11 protein-coding genes and 1 pseudogene are annotated in these 16351 nt (G+C 52.5%); 10 read left to right on the top strand and 2 right to left on the bottom strand.

Annotation, left to right across the window (positions count from 1 at the left end):
• Positions 1-19: 19 nt before the first annotated feature.
• Positions 20-4087, bottom strand: coding sequence for a hypothetical protein (locus ACR2TX_RS18270; RefSeq protein ID WP_434130462.1), 4068 nt, complete (start codon positions 4085-4087; stop codon positions 20-22).
• Positions 4088-4877: 790 nt separating this feature from the next.
• Between ACR2TX_RS18270 and ACR2TX_RS18265 the strand changes: the two genes are divergently transcribed.
• From ACR2TX_RS18265 to ACR2TX_RS18255, 3 genes and pseudogenes are all read left to right on the top strand, one after another.
• Entirely contained in the window at positions 4878-5897 is a 1020-nt protein-coding gene (locus ACR2TX_RS18265) for an Rpn family recombination-promoting nuclease/putative transposase (RefSeq protein WP_077732273.1), read from the top strand.
• Positions 5898-6195: 298 nt separating this feature from the next.
• On the top strand, positions 6196-6519 hold the full coding sequence (locus ACR2TX_RS18260) for a hypothetical protein (protein ID WP_210023960.1): 324 nt from the start codon (positions 6196-6198) through the stop codon (positions 6517-6519).
• Between the two features lie 98 nt (positions 6520-6617).
• Positions 6618-6964, top strand: a pseudogene (locus ACR2TX_RS18255) (antitoxin).
• Positions 6965-6969: 5 nt separating this feature from the next.
• On the opposite strand, the gene ACR2TX_RS18250 reads toward ACR2TX_RS18255, so the two are convergent.
• Complete coding sequence (locus tag ACR2TX_RS18250) at positions 6970-7398, bottom strand: hypothetical protein (RefSeq protein ID WP_434130461.1); 429 nt, start codon at positions 7396-7398, stop codon at positions 6970-6972.
• Between the two features lie 546 nt (positions 7399-7944).
• On the opposite strand from ACR2TX_RS18250, the gene ACR2TX_RS18245 reads away from it, so the two are divergent.
• From ACR2TX_RS18245 to ACR2TX_RS18215, 7 genes are all read left to right on the top strand, one after another.
• Positions 7945-8769: an ABC transporter permease gene (locus ACR2TX_RS18245; protein ID WP_434132504.1), complete on the top strand. Its 825-nt coding sequence runs from the start codon at positions 7945-7947 to the stop codon at positions 8767-8769.
• A complete protein-coding gene (locus ACR2TX_RS18240; protein ID WP_434130460.1) occupies positions 8759-10168 on the top strand; it encodes an ABC transporter ATP-binding protein in 1410 nt (469 codons plus the stop codon). Before ACR2TX_RS18245 ends, ACR2TX_RS18240 begins: the two co-directional genes overlap by 11 nt.
• Positions 10161-10892 carry a sulfotransferase domain-containing protein gene (locus ACR2TX_RS18235; RefSeq protein ID WP_434130458.1) on the top strand — a complete coding sequence of 244 codons (732 nt, stop codon included), beginning with the start codon at positions 10161-10163 and terminating at the stop codon, positions 10890-10892. Before ACR2TX_RS18240 ends, ACR2TX_RS18235 begins: the two co-directional genes overlap by 8 nt.
• Before the next feature lie 3 nt (positions 10893-10895).
• Complete coding sequence (locus ACR2TX_RS18230) at positions 10896-11735, top strand: class I SAM-dependent methyltransferase (protein WP_434130456.1); 840 nt, start codon at positions 10896-10898, stop codon at positions 11733-11735.
• A gap of 119 nt (positions 11736-11854) precedes the next feature.
• Positions 11855-12778 (top strand): class I SAM-dependent methyltransferase, encoded by a 924-nt coding sequence (locus ACR2TX_RS18225; protein WP_434130451.1) that lies wholly within the window; start codon positions 11855-11857, stop codon positions 12776-12778.
• A 125-nt stretch (positions 12779-12903) separates the two neighbouring features.
• Positions 12904-13866 (top strand): glycosyltransferase family 2 protein, encoded by a 963-nt coding sequence (locus ACR2TX_RS18220; protein ID WP_434130449.1) that lies wholly within the window; start codon positions 12904-12906, stop codon positions 13864-13866.
• 52 nt (positions 13867-13918) lie between these two features.
• Positions 13919-16327, top strand: coding sequence for a glycosyltransferase (locus tag ACR2TX_RS18215; RefSeq protein WP_434130447.1), 2409 nt, complete (start codon positions 13919-13921; stop codon positions 16325-16327).
• The last annotated feature ends 24 nt before the right edge of the window (positions 16328-16351 follow it).

Below are 16351 nucleotides of genomic sequence, written 5' to 3'. Positions count from 1 at the left end.
CCATAGGCAAATAGCTGTATCAACCAGGCTGTCCCGGTTCCCCCAGCTTCGCCGGCTCGGCTTTTTCCTTCTTTTTCCGCGGGCGCCATAAGCCTCCCGAGGCATAGCAATTCCATCCCCAGCGCAACCAATCCAGCAGCGCATAGGCCAGCCACAAGGCCCAGGCCAGCATCAGCATGCGATACACCCAGAGGGGCGCCGACACGATCCAGGGACGGGGAAGCGCCGGGCCGCTGCGGTCCTGATACCAGTTCAACTCGTACGGACCGGAGCCGTTGCCGGCGATTTGCATGTCGGGCAGTCCCAGCAGTCCATGCCGAACCGCCTCCAGCAAAAGAGAGAGGGCGGCCAAGGTCAGAACGGCGAGTGCGACTTGGAGCAGGTTGAATCGGGTATCGTCCAGTTTTTGTCCGGCGCTCGCCCGCCATCCCAAGGCCAGCAGCCAGCCGGCCACGACGATGCCGCCGACCACCGGAATCTGGCTGAGGCCGATCAACAGCAGAAACCATTGCCAAGCCTTGACCGGCGTCAACGGCAGTTTTCCCAATGCCACCGAAAGCAATAGGATCACGATGAGCACGCCCCAGAACAACACCGCCGGACCGAAGCGCGGGCCGCCCGTCAGCAGCACCCAACGGTCCTGTCCCAGCGAAAAGGTAATCGCGCTGTTCACACTGGGGGCGCCGAGATCGATTTCGGGGGAGACCAGACGGCTACGAATCCCGGTTCCGTCGCGCCACACCAGAGTCGCGGTCTGTTCGCCCGGATGAATCGGCAGCGAAACCAGCCGTTCTTGCTGCCGGACCGGCTGCATCGCGCCGTCGATGGTCACGGATTGAAGTTCGGCATTCTCGGGAAGTTTTACCGTATGCTGCCCGCCCTGCGAGCTTCGCAGGCTAAGCGTCAGGGTGGCGTCCGTGGCATGCAGCCCTGGATTCAATTCCAACCGGCTGCGGTCTATGGTCAGCGTATTGCCGGGTACGCCTTGAGGCCTAGTCAAGTGAAGCGTAACGGATTCGCCGGGCCACGGATGCCATTCCGGCAGCCAGTTGCCTTCCTCGTCCTGGTGGTGGATGACCACGAGGCCTTCGGGACGCATGTGCCAGATCGGGCTGACGTCCGCGCGCCAGATCTCGATCCACTCGGTGGTCTCCGGAGCCGTTAGACCGATGGCAGGCCTCTTCGCCAGAACCGATTCCCAGCTGGTTGCATGCTGGCCCGGCAATAGATTGACCATTACCTTGCCGTCGTCGACTTGCAGTCCCGGCGTGACGACCGACTCTCCCTCGATGAGCGGAATGCCGACGACCACCGGACGATCCGGCGGCGAAGCCCGGCGCACCACCGTGACCACGCGCCAGTCCAAGCCGATTTTGAGCGTGCGCTCGACCTCCAGAAACGGCGGCAAAGGCCGGGATTCCAGCGCCGGCAGTGCCTCCGCGGGCCGGTCGCCGTTCGAGACCCGCACGAGCTGCAATTGAACGTCGGGAACGCCGTTTTCGCGAATGCCTTCGATCCGCCAGCCTTCGCCCGAGGCTTCTACTCGCCGTGGCTTGAGCGGCAGAGGGATTTGCATCTGATCGCGCGAGGGCAAGATTCCGGAAAGCGTGACGACATGACGGCCCGGCATCAGGGCCAGCCAGAGCGCGCCATCCCGGTTGCGGAACAACCCCTCCGCCTGCACGTTGTCGACCTCGACTTTCGAGGGCGTCCACTGTGCGGCGTTTACCGGCAAGGGCAGGGCGATCAGTTCCTGAGCGTGGACTTCCAGGGTTTGCCGCAACTGCGAGCCCTTGGCTTCGATTTTGAGCAACGGGATCTCGGCGCATTGCGGCAGGCAATCCGGAGGTGCGAGCAGGCGCGTCTTTAGTTCCTCCAGCAAAGCCGGATCGGGAAAATCCGCCTTGGCATCCGGTATGAACAAGAGCAAGGGAAGCAATAACAGCGGCATGGCCGCATGAGGGGCAAAGGGACGAAAACGTGGCCGTCCGCCCAGAAACAGCACGGCCAACGCGATCAACACCGTAATACGCAGAAAGTTCAGCAGCAAATTGACCGCCGGTGAGAGCAGCACCAGGCCGATTTCCTGATCGCGGAGAACGGGACCGCTCCAGCCGAGCGGAATCGATTTCCACTGCCATTCCGGGAGACCAGGACCAGTTTGGGTGATCGCATTGGGATCGGTCTCCTTGAAAGCTCTGCCGCCTAAATCCGCCGCGGACGGAGCAGCCGGAGGCGCGCCTCGCTTATACAGCTTCGACCGGGGTGCATACGACTCCATGGTTTGCGGCGCTTCCACGGGCTCTTCCGCCTGTCTTCGAAACTCGGAAGGGGCGGTCGTCGACGGCATCGCGATCCAGGGCTGTTCCAGTTGCGGATAAAGCGCGAATCGGGCCTGATCGACCATGAATGGGATGGCAATCAGAATCAGCGCCAGCACGGCCAGATTCCGGTAAATACGAACGGCCGAAGCGATCTTTCCTTCCGGCAAAACCATCAGCAAGGCCGCCGCCGCCAGAATGTTGAGCCAGACGTAACGCGGCGCGCCCGGCTCGTGCCAGAGGAGCGCCAGGGCAACCAACGTAAAGGCGGCATACGGCCAGGACCACAATCGCGCCACCGCCATGGCCGTGATAAGCACCACGAATAGATCCAGCAGCGTCCATTCCGCAACCCAGGTGCCCGGCGCGTGATCCACGCCGGTCGCGGCGAATAAACGCCATCCAGGAGGAAGATTGAGCTCTGCGCTCACGCTTCGGAAATCCTTGTCCCAGCCGGTCGCCGAGAGCGTTCGGATTCCGTCGATCCGGCTGTCGGCGGAAAGATCGACCGCCCCGCGCCGGACCTCGACGCCGACCGCGCCGGTTTCGTCCTCGCGCGTGATGGATTGCGGCTCCCCGTCGATAGCGACACGTCCCAGATCGACGCCCGGCCGAACATTCAGCCGCCAATCTCGGGTCATACGTCCGCCGACGAGATCGTTCACCGTATAGCCGCCACCGTCGAAATCCAGCCAGATGCGCCTGTGCAAGGTGAGGCTGTCGGGCTCCGGTTCCGGATCGCCGCGCCGTATGAGCTTAAGATTCATCGTGGCGCCGGATTCCATCCGGTAGGCAGGAAGCGACTTCCATTCATCCGGAAGATTGGTTTGGCGCGGATCGATGGCGGGAACGCCCTCGATTTCGACCACGCGCAATTGCGGCCGAGCGTCGAAAACCCAGATTTCCTCCGTAGGCCAGGGCTCGACGCCCGGCGGCCGGCGAAGCGACTCGACCGGCCCCGGAAAGCGGGCGCCGAGTTGTACGCTCCAATGGCCAGGACGAAGCTGCAAACGCAGCTTGCCGTCGGGCTCAAGGCGGGCGGGCAGGGGAGATGAAACCTGCGCGGGAATCGAATCGGGCGGCAGAGCCCCATCGAGAACGATCTCGCGCTGTCTGCCGGACACATCAAGATCGATATGCGTCACCACGCGCAGCGGGGTGTTGTCCATGATCCGCCGGTAAACCTGCACGTCGACGGTCTCGGCTCTCGCCGATGGCCCCGTATCGTCAGACGCCTCGCTGTAGATCCACAACTGTCCCTGTTGGTTGAAGGCAGGGAAGGGGACGGATTGCCCCTTGACGATCAAAGAAATGATGCCGGTGTCGGTGGGCACCGCGAGATTTTCCGGCAGGCGGTCCCAAACAAAGCTGCCCTTGACGGAGTGCTCTCCCGGAGTGAGGCGGATTCCGGGGCTATTTTCGACCGTTGCGACAACGGCCGGTTTTCCATCCACCTCCACCTGTTGCGGCCAATGCTCGACACCGCCCGGAAGCGGCAACCAGCTCTCCGCGTAAACGCGAGCCTTCAACGCGAACCGGCCGGCATGATCGTCCAAAACCAATTCGAGACTCGTCGGCCAAATGCAGCGCCGTTCCTCCGGGTTGCCTTGTACTTGTGGGCAAAATCGATTCTCGTGGCCGCGCAAGACCCAGTCGGTCCAGGGTTTGAGAGAGTCGGGGACCGAATCCGCCGGGAGCGGATCGGCTAGGGCGATGACCGTGAACAGCAGAAGCGGAAGGAGCAACAGCGCCGGTCGACGAAACATGAAGGGTCTCCATCTAAATTGGTAAGAGGAAGGCGGGGCGGAGTTTGCATTTATCAGATTTGTAAAGGTAGTGTAACGCCTGAAACACGTCTATCGAGGAAGAAGACCGAAGTGCGTTGGGGAAAGCTCCGAAAGAACCCTCTCCCGTTGGGATATGGTTGGGTGAGGGCTTATTTATCGCGGGAAAACCCCCGGCTCTGCCGCAATGCCATTAAGTTAAGCCGTCATTCCGGCAGGGATTGCTCACCCCGTCCTTGGGGTTCGTCCTTCGGACCGTGCTGCGCACGTCCAAATTTGCTCCGGGCAAATTTGTGCCGGACAAACCGGCAGGGCGAGGCGCAATGCGGCGAGCGGGCAGGCCAGGGAAGGACTGCCCAGGACTCGCGAGCGAAGCGGGACGGCGTAGCGTGGCGAGGCCGGTTTGCACGCGAAGCGCCCGTAGGGTGCCGCACAGGGAGTGTGCGGCATGAATCCAGTGCACAAGGAAGTGATCGGCCTCTGCCGTCCATGGCTTTTGGACCCCGGCGTTCCAATCGCAAACGGTGTCTTCGGGAGCACCGAAGCCACCCTTCCCTGCCGGGGCGACGAGATGGCTTTTATCCGACGGCGGTCAGGCCCCTTCGAAGGGTCAGCCGTCGAAAGCCACCGGCTTTGCCGGTGGATCGTTACTGGTTCAAACAGCCGTAGGTCAGCAATCCTTTGGCGACCAATGTGGCTCGGAAGGATCGCGATTAAAGCGTCGCGCATGGGGTCTGAGCACCATTCCGCGCGAGCGCTATAATACCGCCCCATGGCCCAGCCCCTTACCGATCCACATGACCGTTTTTTCCGCGAAACCTTCTCCCGTCGCGACGTGGCGGAGGGCTTTTTGCGGAACTATCTGCCCACAGCCGTTGCGGACCGCATCGATTGGGCGAGTCTCGCCATCGCTAAGGACAGCTTCGTGGAAAAAGCCCTGCGTCATCATTTTTCCGACCTGCTGTACAGCGCCCGCCATCGCAATCGGGAAATCAAGATTTATCTGCTGGTAGAGCACAAAAGTCATTCGGACACCTGGGTGGCCCTCCAATTGCTGCGTTATCAAGTGCGTATTTGGGAGCTGCACCGTAAGCAAAAGCCCGGCGAGTATCTGCCGCCTATCGTGCCGCTGGTGCTTTATCATGGCCAGCAGCGCTGGCAGATACCGGACCGTTTCCATGCCCTGTTCGGCGTGCTGGACGAAGACTTAGCGTTCTATGTGCCGGATTTCCACTACGAGCTGTGCGACCTTACCCTGCCGGAACCGGCGAAAGTCCGCGACGCGGTGCTGAGCCGCCTGGTGCTCCTCGCTCTCAAGCACATCTTTGACCCGAATCCGAAGCAGGCGCTGGCAGGCATTCTTCCCCTAGTTCGGGAAATCCTGAATCGAGATACCACTCTTGAAATGTTGGAAGTAGTATTGCGCTACTATGTGCAAGCGAATCCAATATTGGAAGAAAACGACATTCGCGAATTGCTCACCGACATTGCCAACCTGGAGGACTATATGCCCACTTTTATAGACCGTTACATCGAACAAGGTCGGCAGCAAGGATTGTTTATTGGAAGACAGGAAGGAAGACAAGAAGGCAGACAGGAAGGCAGACAGGAAGGAAGACAAGAAGGCAGGCAGGAAGGACAGGCTGAATTGTTGCTTCGTCTGATGACCCGCAAATTCGGTCCACTCAGCAAGAAACATCGTCGACTCATCGAGCAGGCCGACGGCGATACCCTGCTGCGCTGGTCGGAACAGGTGTTGTTCGCAACAACGCCGGACGAAGCTTTGCGTTGAGCGGTCATGTTTTGCTCCGTATTTTTGAGGAAGTTCTGCTCAGGTCCTTCGACGGGTTCAGGACGAACGGTAAAGCGTTGATTCCGTTTGTAGTGGGCCTGTCGAACCATGAACGGCAACGGCAACGGCATCAGCTTGTCCAGAGTTTCCCTAAGCGTAATTTTCTGCAGAGCCGATATGAGGGATATCCTGATCCGGTTGCCTACGGGCCTCATCGGCAACTCGACGAATGATTACCCTGGTGGTGGCAACCCCAAACCTCAGAACCGTCGCTTCACACCGAATCCCGTAACCCTCCATGACCATAGACATTGATCAGTTCACCGAGGCCGAACTCATCGACCTCAACCGCCGGATCGTCGAGCGCCTGCGCTTTCTCCAGCAGATGCGGGCGCACGCCACCATGCTGAAGTTCTCGATCGGCGCCCGCGTCTGCTTCGATACCGACGACTTTCGCCGTATTACGGGAACGCTGGTACGCTACAATAAGAAAAGCGTAACCGTGGTGACCGACGATGGCCATCGTTGGACTGTCTCGCCCGGCTTTCTCCGTCCGGTGGAACCCCGCGATATTACGCCCACCGTCGACGGATTAACCTGCAGCATTCACCCTCGAAAGTAAGACTTCATCCTCGGAGATACCCCTGCCCAGTCGTTGCGACTTGGCAGAACGCGTGCATCAGAAAGCGACCCGCAAATATCTGACAGAGGACATTTGAAATGGATAAAGAAAGCAAACTCGAAGAAGAGATTCTGGCTTCCTTCGAAAGGGACGAGTGGCGATCCGTGCCCAATCTGAAGGATGAAATCGCGCGCTATGCATCGATAGTCTCCGCTTCGCTTGCCAAGGACAAGCGTGTCAATATACGTATCTCATCTCGTGATCTCGAAGATATTCAAGCAAAGGCAGCGGAAGAGGGAATCCCTATCAGACACTGATGGCTAGCATACTTCACAAATACGTCACCGGACGCCTTGTCGAGCCCGCCGTCTCGTTCAACCCGGACCGCTCGCAAAGCGGCAGTCGGTTAGCTGTGGGCGGTTTTATTCCAACGCTATTTTGTTAACGAGGTTATCGGTTTTTCTTTCGACCCCAAACAAACCTGCCCGTGAGACTGTGTTCTCCCGGATCGAGGCGAATTCCAGGAGAGTTTTCGACGGTTGAGACAACGGCCGCTTTTCCATCCACCTCTACCTGCTGCGGCCAATGCTCGACACCGCCCGGAGGCGGCAACCAGCTCTCCGCGTAAACGCGAGCCTTCAACGCGAACCGGCCGGCACGATCGTCCAACACCAATTCGAGACTCGTCGGCCAAGCGCAGCGCCGCTCTTCCGAGTTGCCCTGTACTTGCGGACAAGACCGATCCTCGTGGCCGTGCAAGACCCAGTCGGTCCAGGGTTTGAGGGGACCGGGAACTGAATCCGGCGCTAGCGGATCAGCCCGGGCAATGGCCATGAACAGCAGAACAGGAAAGACCAGCAGCGCCAACCGATGAAACATCAGGGATCTCCGTCTGAGTTGGTAAAAGGAAGGCGGGGCAGAGGTTCGCGTTTAAGATTTGTAAAGGTAGTGTAACGTCTAAAGGAGAAAACGACTGCAGTGCATTGAGGGACCTCTGAAAGAGCCGTATCCATCAGAATAGTGCTGCGAAAGCTCCCTCGCCCTCTGCGCACGGGTAACATGCCCTTCGGAGGTCACTCCGTCAGCGAAGAGGACGGTTGAAACAACCCATTTGTGAATGGAAGGGACCGATTGGAGATCCGTTTGCGGTTGGAGCGCTTTGCTCGGTTATACCGGTCTTCTGTCTGCCCCAAGCTTCGTAGAGTTTATGGAAGCTCTGTTGACGCCGATAGGTCAGTAGCTATAATCCGCCCTTTCCCTAATTCCCGCATGGAATGCCCTGGTGCCGTGCTTACCACTAGAGAACGTGTTGGCTACCTTCCCGTTTGGACCCGCTAGGCGGTCACTGACCCCGTCCGAACACGAGAAGGGATGGCACTGAGGCTTATCTTTCATCCTACGGCTTTTCGGCACAAAAAGTTACAAATGACCCGTGAGATTAAATCCTCGCCCGTAGCTATTGCAAAAAGTTTCTGGAGCAATCGTCAGTTGATTTGGCAGATGACCAAACGCGATGTCGTTGGACGCTACCGGGGCTCTATTATGGGGATTGCCTGGTCCTTCTTTAATCCCATTCTGATGCTGACTGTCTACACGTTCGTTTTCAGCGTGGTGTTCAAGGCACGTTGGGATGTAGGCGGCGAAGAAAGCAAGACTGAGTTCGCTATTATCCTTTTCGCCGGCATGATCGTGCACGCCTTATTCGCAGAGTGTGTCAACCGTGCCCCTAGTCTTATCCTTAGTAACGTCAATTACGTCAAGAAAGTAGTATTTCCTCTGGAAATTCTTCCGTGGGTGACGATGGGATCGGCTCTGTTTCATACAGCAATCAGTATCATTGTTCTTCTGACGTTTTTCGCATCACTGAATTTCTATCTCAACTGGACCATAGTGTTCCTGCCACTCGTTTTGCTCCCTCTTGTACTGGTTACGATGGGCGCAGCTTGGTTTCTCGCCTCCACTGGTGTTTATTTAAGAGACGTGGGCCAAACTACGGGACTCGTTACCACAATCATGTTGTTTCTCGCCCCCGTCTTTTATCCAATCTCGGTGCTGCCGCAGGAATATCAGCAGTGGCTGCATCTAAATCCTTTGACTTTCATCATTGAGCAAATGAGAAACGTGCTTATCTGGGGCAAAATTCCTGACTTCTACGGATTCGGGTGGTATTCGGCAGCAAGCCTATTGGTGGCATGGATGGGTTACTTCTGGTTTCAGAAGACGCGGAAAGGGTTCGCCGATGTCCTCTGACGAGTTTGCCATTCGGGCTACTAACCTTAGCAAGTGTTATCAGATTTATGATCGTCCGCAAAACCGCCTGAAGCAATCCATCTTTCCTCGCCTGAAAAAGCTTGTTGGACGCTCGGCCAAACCCTATTTTCGCGAATTTTGGGCACTGAAGGATTTATCCTTCGAAGTTCGCAAAGGAGAAACGATCGGTATTATTGGGCGCAACGGCTCGGGCAAATCCACTCTGCTGCAATTGATCTGCGGCACGCTTACACCAACGACCGGAAGCGTGGAGGTCAACGGACGCGTGGCGGCATTGCTCGAACTCGGCGCCGGGTTCAACCCCGAATTTACCGGCCGTGAAAATGTGTACTTGAATGGAGCGGTGCTCGGATTGAGCAAAGACGAAATCGATGAACGATTCGAGGAAATCGTTGCATTTGCGGACATCGGCGAGTTTATCGAGCAGCCGGTAAAGACCTATTCCAGCGGAATGTTTGTTCGCCTGGCATTCGCTGTGCAGGCCTGCGTCGAACCGGACGTGTTTATCGTGGACGAGGCTCTGGCGGTCGGTGATATCTTCTTTCGGCAAAAATGCTACCGGCGATTGGAAACGCTTCGTAACAACGGAACATCGATTTTGCTTGTAACGCATGCAATGCTCGACGTCGAGCAGTTCTGTCAACGTGCAATTCTTTTAGATCACGGTAAGGAGATATTTCAAGGCGGAGCTTCAGAAGCGGTAAAACAATACTATTTGGTTGAGCAGCAAAGTCGCCTATCTTTCGAAAAGGCTGCGCCACCGCTGCAGGTAAAATCTTATGAACCTGGCTTCGATGTAAAAGAAGAGGATTTTTTTTGGCCCAAGCCCGAGGCGTTTCTCGACATATCCGCCATACCTCAGATTTCAAATGGTTGGGCGAGGTGTACGGGCATTGCATTGTGTGACAAAGATGGTAAGCCCTGCAAAGTCTTTCAGCCAGGCGAGACCGCGAGCTTTTTTTACGAATTCGAGTTGGATCAGAGTATCGAGACGCCTATAGGCGGGATCGTAATTCAAAACGATAAGGGCGTTATAGTCCATGGGAAGCACAGCCTGCAATACAACTCTAAAGTGCCACCACACGTGAACAAAGGTGCGCGATTAAGGTTTCGTCAAGACATAAACTTATGTATCGCCGTTGGTGAATACACTTTCGAAGTTGGTCTTGCCATGATAGGTGAGAATGACTATCTCTGCCGATTGCAGTTTTCCTATGACGAGCTTCGCTCAAGAATTTTCCGTTTATGCCACCTTCCTAATGTGAGCATATTTGCCATCGCACTAAGCAGTGTCTGTCAACCCCTCCATCATGGGTTAGCTGATTTACCGGGGCACTGTCGTTTATCTATAGTACAGAGAGACAGCAATAATGATTAAAGGCGATTTCCCTACGATTTTCCATGTGACGCACTGGAAGGCGGGATCGCAATGGATTTACAAAATTTTCCTCGAATGTGTTAAGGAACACATCGTTGCCCCGCAATTGAAAGAAACTCAGTTTTTGAACTGGCCTTTACAGGCGGGAAAGATATATCCCACAGTATACGTTACGAAACAGCAGTTTGAATCAGTCCGGCTACCACCTGATTGGCGTAGATTTATAATTATCAGGGATTTGCGAGATACATTAGTATCTGCATATTTTAGTATAAAAATAAGCCATCCTGTTCAGGAACAAACATTGACTCATTTACGAGCGGTTTTACAAAGTTTGACTTTTGATGAAGGATTAATCCATTTAATGGACGAATGGCTCCCAGCTTGTGCCCGCATTCAACTTTCTTGGTTGGAAAGTGACGAGCCATTTATCCGATACGAGGATCTTCTAAATCGTGATATTGAAATTCTTGAACCATTGCTATTAGGTAGGTGCGAACTTCCTGTATCACGAGAGCGCTTCCGGGAAGTAGTAATGAATAACCGTTTTGATCGATTAACTCAAGGTCGCTCCCGTGGGCAGGAAGATATCTCTGCTCATGAGAGAAAGGGTATTTCCGGCGATTGGCGTAATTATTTTTCAGAGACGGTAAAAAAAGCTTTCAAAGTTCGATATGGTGAGCTACTTATAGCTTCACGCTACGAGCAAAATACTAAATGGTAATTAATGAACAATATAAAACAAGTATTGCTATCGGCGGAAGAAGTTCTGAAAGGCTATGATGCCGTAAGCCAGCTCTACCCATATATCCCGCCTATGTCAATGTGGCGTGCGTGGGAGTATGCCGCTTATCAACGTTATCAGCTCATGGAGCCAGTGCTAGATATTGGTTGTGGGGATGGGCAATATTTCAGGTTGATCTGGCCAAACCTAAAAGAAGTTGTTGGAGTAGATATCAATCCCAGTGTCGCCGATGTAGCAAGAAAGTCGGGTGTCTATAGCGAAGTCCATGTAATGCCTGCCGACCGGTTGGCCTTATCAAGCGGTGGTTTTGCATCGGCTTTTGCTAACTGTTCTTTGGAACATATGGATAACTTATCGGAGGTACTGAGCGGTATTTCCCGTTGTCTACGTCCCGGCGGCTTGTTTCTATTGAGCGTTGTAACAGACAAGCTCATTGAGTGGTCCACCTTGCCTGCTTTGGTTCGGGAAATGGGAAACCCGACACATTCCGAATTGTTACTGAGCGAATATAAAGCATATCATCATCTGGTTAATCCACTTTCTTCGGATGCGTGGGCAGAATATCTTGAGCGATCAGGATTTGAGCTTGTCGAGTATATACCTATTGTTCCGGAGGTATTTAGTCGTTTATTTTTGTTTGCTGATCATTTGTGGCATATACCGAAAGGATCTAAGGAATTGGGTAATGAGCTATTTCCTTACTTGACGAAATTGCCGTCGTTTCCACGGGCATTTAGACAAGTGCTCGCCGGTATTCTGGAGATGGAACACACCTGGTCCTCAGGCAGTGGGGCCGTGTATTATGCACGGAGACGCCTGTGAATTCGTCTCTACGTTGCTGGTGCGGCTGCACTGTATTCGAGTTTTTTTCATCTTCCTATCGGAGATGTTCCACGTGCCAAACGTTGGTTTTTGCTCGGGCGTCGGAGCCCGAAATTTCAATGGTTTTGGACGACGATAGTGGTCTATACGGGCGTGAATATTGGTTTTCTCATCAGGAACAAAATTTCGGATATGGGAATATTGTTACTCGATCGCGCACGGATCTTTCCGAGCGTTGTTTGCACTGGTTACGCACCGTTTTAAAGTACAAGGTGCCTCCGGCTAGCTCCTTGGAATTGGGTAGCGCTCATGGTGGATTCGTCGCATTGCTTAGGCAAGTAGGTTTTGATTCGACCGGTTTAGAACTTAGTCCATGGATAGTAGATTTTTCCCGCCAGACATTTAAGGTGCCCGTATTACACGGTCCAGTGGAAAAGCAACAGATAAAGCCGGCATCCTTGGATGTTATTGTAATGATGGACGTTTTAGAACATCTCGCGGATCCAGTGGGCACCATGAGTCACTGCATGGCTCTACTCAAGAGTGACGGGATATTGGTCATTCAAACACCTTGTTATCAGGGGCAAGATTCTTATGACCAAATGGTGGCTCAGCATGACCCTTTCCTTGAGCAGCTTAAGGAGCGGGAGCATTTATATCTGTTCAGTCAGAACTCCATTCGTGAGTTCTTTGTTAAGATTGGAGCCCAACATATAGCGTTTGAGCCCGCGATTTTCGCCCATTACGACATGTTTCTGGTCGTGAGCCGACAACCACTGTCCGTAAATACTCAAGAGGATATTGATGAGTTTCTGGGTTCCACGCCGGAACGGAGAATCGTGCAGGCATTGCTCGATGTAGACGAACGAGCCGCCGAATTGAACCGACGTTTACAGGAATCGGATGCGGACCGGGCGGCGAGATTGGAACAAATTATCGACCTCACACAATTACTGGCGGTATCAGAATCTGACCGGGCGGCGAGGCTGGATCAGATCAACGAATTGACACGCTTACTGCGCAATTCGCAGTCAAGCAAATAACGCTCAGCCTCTGGTTGAAGGAACTTCATTCGGCGACAAAAAAGACTCAGATAAGCATGCCACCGAATCAAACTGGCTAAAAACAACCATAAAGTGGTAATAAATTATTCAATTCATACTCGGTCATGGCGCTGCCAAAAATAACTATCATTACTCCATCTTACAACCAAGGGCAGTTCTTGGATCAGTGTATTGAATCCGTCCTTGAGCAAAATTATCCTGATTTCGAATACCTTATATTTGATGGTGGATCTACGGATGAGAGTGTTGAGGTAATAACGAGATATCAACAGCACTTGCATTTTTGGATAAGTGAGCCCGATAAAGGACAAAGTGATGCTATTAATAAAGGTTTTAAACGGGCAAGCGGAGATATAGTGGCTTGGCTGAACGCAGATGACTACTATCTGCCCGGAGCATTTGATTTGGTCGGTGAAGCGTACAAGGAAAGACCCGATGCGGCGTTTTATTTTGGAAACGGATTACGAGTCGATGAGGATCGAACGCCGAAAGGCAGTTTTTTTCCAGAAGGACGAGTTCAATTTTGCTTGGACGCACTAGTCTTCGGGCTTAACTACATTCTTCAGCCTGCGACATTTATCAATCACGCACCGTTGCTAAAGGCAGGATTTCTCGATCCCTCCCTTAATTATGGTATGGACACCGACTTATGGATTCGTTTAGCACACGAAGGGCCGCCAGTTGCAATTAACAAGCTGCTTGCAGCGTCGCGGGAATACTCGAATACCAAAACAGCTACTGGAGGCTTTGAGCGAATTGAGGAGTTAAGGCAAATCGCACAAAAACACAGTGGTATGGCTTTCACGCCGGGTGTGCTTTGCTATTTTCTTGATACGCTTCACCAGTTCTCAAGCGAGCATGAGGATATATTTCCTCCAGAGTTCAGAGGGCATATCGAGAGCTTTTGGGGCTCGACAAGCCAACTCCTGAAGCGTCATGGTGCGACACCAGATGGTTTTCCAGATATTTCCTCGACACCTAAGAAACAAGTATTCGAAAGCACTGTCCAGCGCAAGTATTTGGCATTAACAAAAAAGATTAAACAAGTTTTCGGATCATCGTTTTGAGTTAGCGTACCGGAACTAAGGCACGACCTGAATCATAAGGCGCAGAGATTTAATGATGAAAATTGGAATTGAGTTAAGACATATCACTTTGGGTGAGTCTGGAGGGATAACTCAGCTCATCAAAGGCGTTCTGGATCAGCTCGTTTCCATGTATCCAGACGTGGACTTTTTCGTCTTTTGCACGATTTTTAATCGTGGCTTATTAGAGCCAAATAGAAAAAACGTTAAGCTTATAAGTGTGCCAGCGGCCAATTATTGGGAGGTCGTTGACAGCATTTTAGACAAAGAAAACATTCAGGTATTATTTCGGAGCTATCCTACTGAAGATACTCTGGTGTTTCCATTAGAAAAACAAGTTTTTCTTATTCCGGACATTCAACATGAGAGATATCCTGAATTCTTCGATGCAAATATATTGAAAAGCCGGAGAGAATCCTTTGGGCGTGCCGTCCACGGCGCGGGAGCGGTTGCGACAATCTCAAATTTTGCAAAGCAAACCATTTGTGATTTTTACGGCAGTAACGTTCCAGGCATATTTGTCGTATCACCTGCACTTCAAGCGCAGCATAGAGTCGATACAGCCTTTGATCTTACAGATGAAGAACGTCAGCTTATTCCTAACGGACAATACTTCATCTATCCGGCGAATCTTTGGAAACATAAGAACCACCCTCGGGTTCTTCAAGCATTTGATCGTTATCTTCGGAAATCCGGAAGGAAGGATGTACGCTTTTTGTTCACTGGGCATCCTTCCGGCTGGCAGACGATTACCAAGGAGTACGAGGGGCTTCCCGTACTACACCTCGGCTTTATAAGGCCGCAACTGCTCCGCGCGCTTTTAGAGCGCTCGACAGCACTGGTGTTTTTTTCGTTGTATGAAGGGTTTGGAATACCACTGTTGGAGGCTTTCGACGCGGGTACTCCGGTGATATGTAGCAATACGACCAGCCTACCGGAAGTCGGGGCAGATGCCATTCTAAGCTGCGACCCCACGGACATCGAAGCAATGAGCGACTTGATGCTCGGGATTACTGAGGATTCGCAATTGCGACAGGAACTCATCAGTAGAGGCAAACAACGTTTGAACGATTTTACGTGGGAGAGGGCAGCGCTGAATTTATTTGAAGCCCTTGCGAGTGTCGCATCGAAGACTCGGAAAAACACGGCAAAGTCTCATATTTTCGATGCTCCTCCTGCGCTTCCGTTGGTATCTATCGTTACGCCGTCGTACAACCAAGGGAAATATCTTGCGCGTACTATAGAAAGCGTTCTTAATCAAACGTATCGAAATATTGAATATCTCGTGATCGATGGTGCGAGTACCGACGAATCTGTTGCAATTCTGAAATCATATGAGGGGAAGCTATTTTGGATTTCCGAAAAGGATGATGGCCAAACCAGCGCTATAAATAAAGGACTCCGTTTAGCAAAAGGCGACATACTATGTTATTTGAACTCTGATGATGTACTGGCATCTTCTGCTATACAAAAGGTTGTAGATTTCTTTCTACAGAACCCTGACTGTGACCTCATATATGGGGATGCAGACTATATAGATGAAAATGACCATGTCATAGGCCAATATCGCACCGATGATTATTCGTTTGAACGCCTCATGCAAGATTGCATGATATGCCAGCCAGCAGCATTCTGGCGCCGACACGTAATTGACACCGTCGGGCTATTTGATGAGACACTTAACTGTGTTATGGATTATGAATATTGGCTTAGACTCGGTCGCTCGGGAGGGATAATAAGATATTTAAATGATAAGCTTGCCGCGTCCAGACTCTATCCTGAGACCAAGACAATGTCTCTCAGAGGAGAAATATACAATGAGATATTTCGTGTCTGCAAGAAACACGGAGGATACGTACATATAAATTATGTTCAAGGCTATTGGCATTATTTATGTTATGAGCGACCAGGTATATGGTCATCGTTGGTGCGACGTATTCCGGTCGTTTACAAGGTTATGTCACGGATTCACCATAAATGGCTCAACCGCACGAATTACACTTCTATACCTACGGCAAAAACCATCTATTCCAAAGGAAGACGCTTCTTACATAACTGGATTAATAGAAACTCTTCCGAGAAGATGTTGGATTTTCTGGATAAGATTCCTAGCACGGATTCTAAAGTTTTTGGATTCTGGCATGACAACTGGCTGGCTCCCGTCTTTAGAATTCCGGTCGAGACCACAATCACACAGCAGGAGCGCTACATTGAAGGGAAATCTCCTGTGGACCTAACTGTGGATGTGAAAGCCGGAAACCTACTGATCGGAACATTTGCCTTAGAGAAGGAACAGCCTCGGCGACTTGCGTTCGACTCAAAAATTATCAACGGACAAGACGTAACTTTTACATTTTCTGATTACGTGGTAGACGACGCGGATCGGAAGCTGTCTTTTCAGCTGTTGGATACTAATCTCTTTTCGGAAAGGCAGGTGGTGTAGGTTTCCCAAACTAAATTGGTTTGA

Source organism: Methylocaldum sp. GT1BB (assembly GCF_051027545.1).
In the GTDB taxonomy this organism is placed as follows: Bacteria; Pseudomonadota; Gammaproteobacteria; order Methylococcales; family Methylococcaceae; genus Methylocaldum.
The sequence above is the reverse complement of the archived record's forward strand: the minus strand, read 5'-3'. Positions and strand labels throughout refer to the sequence as shown.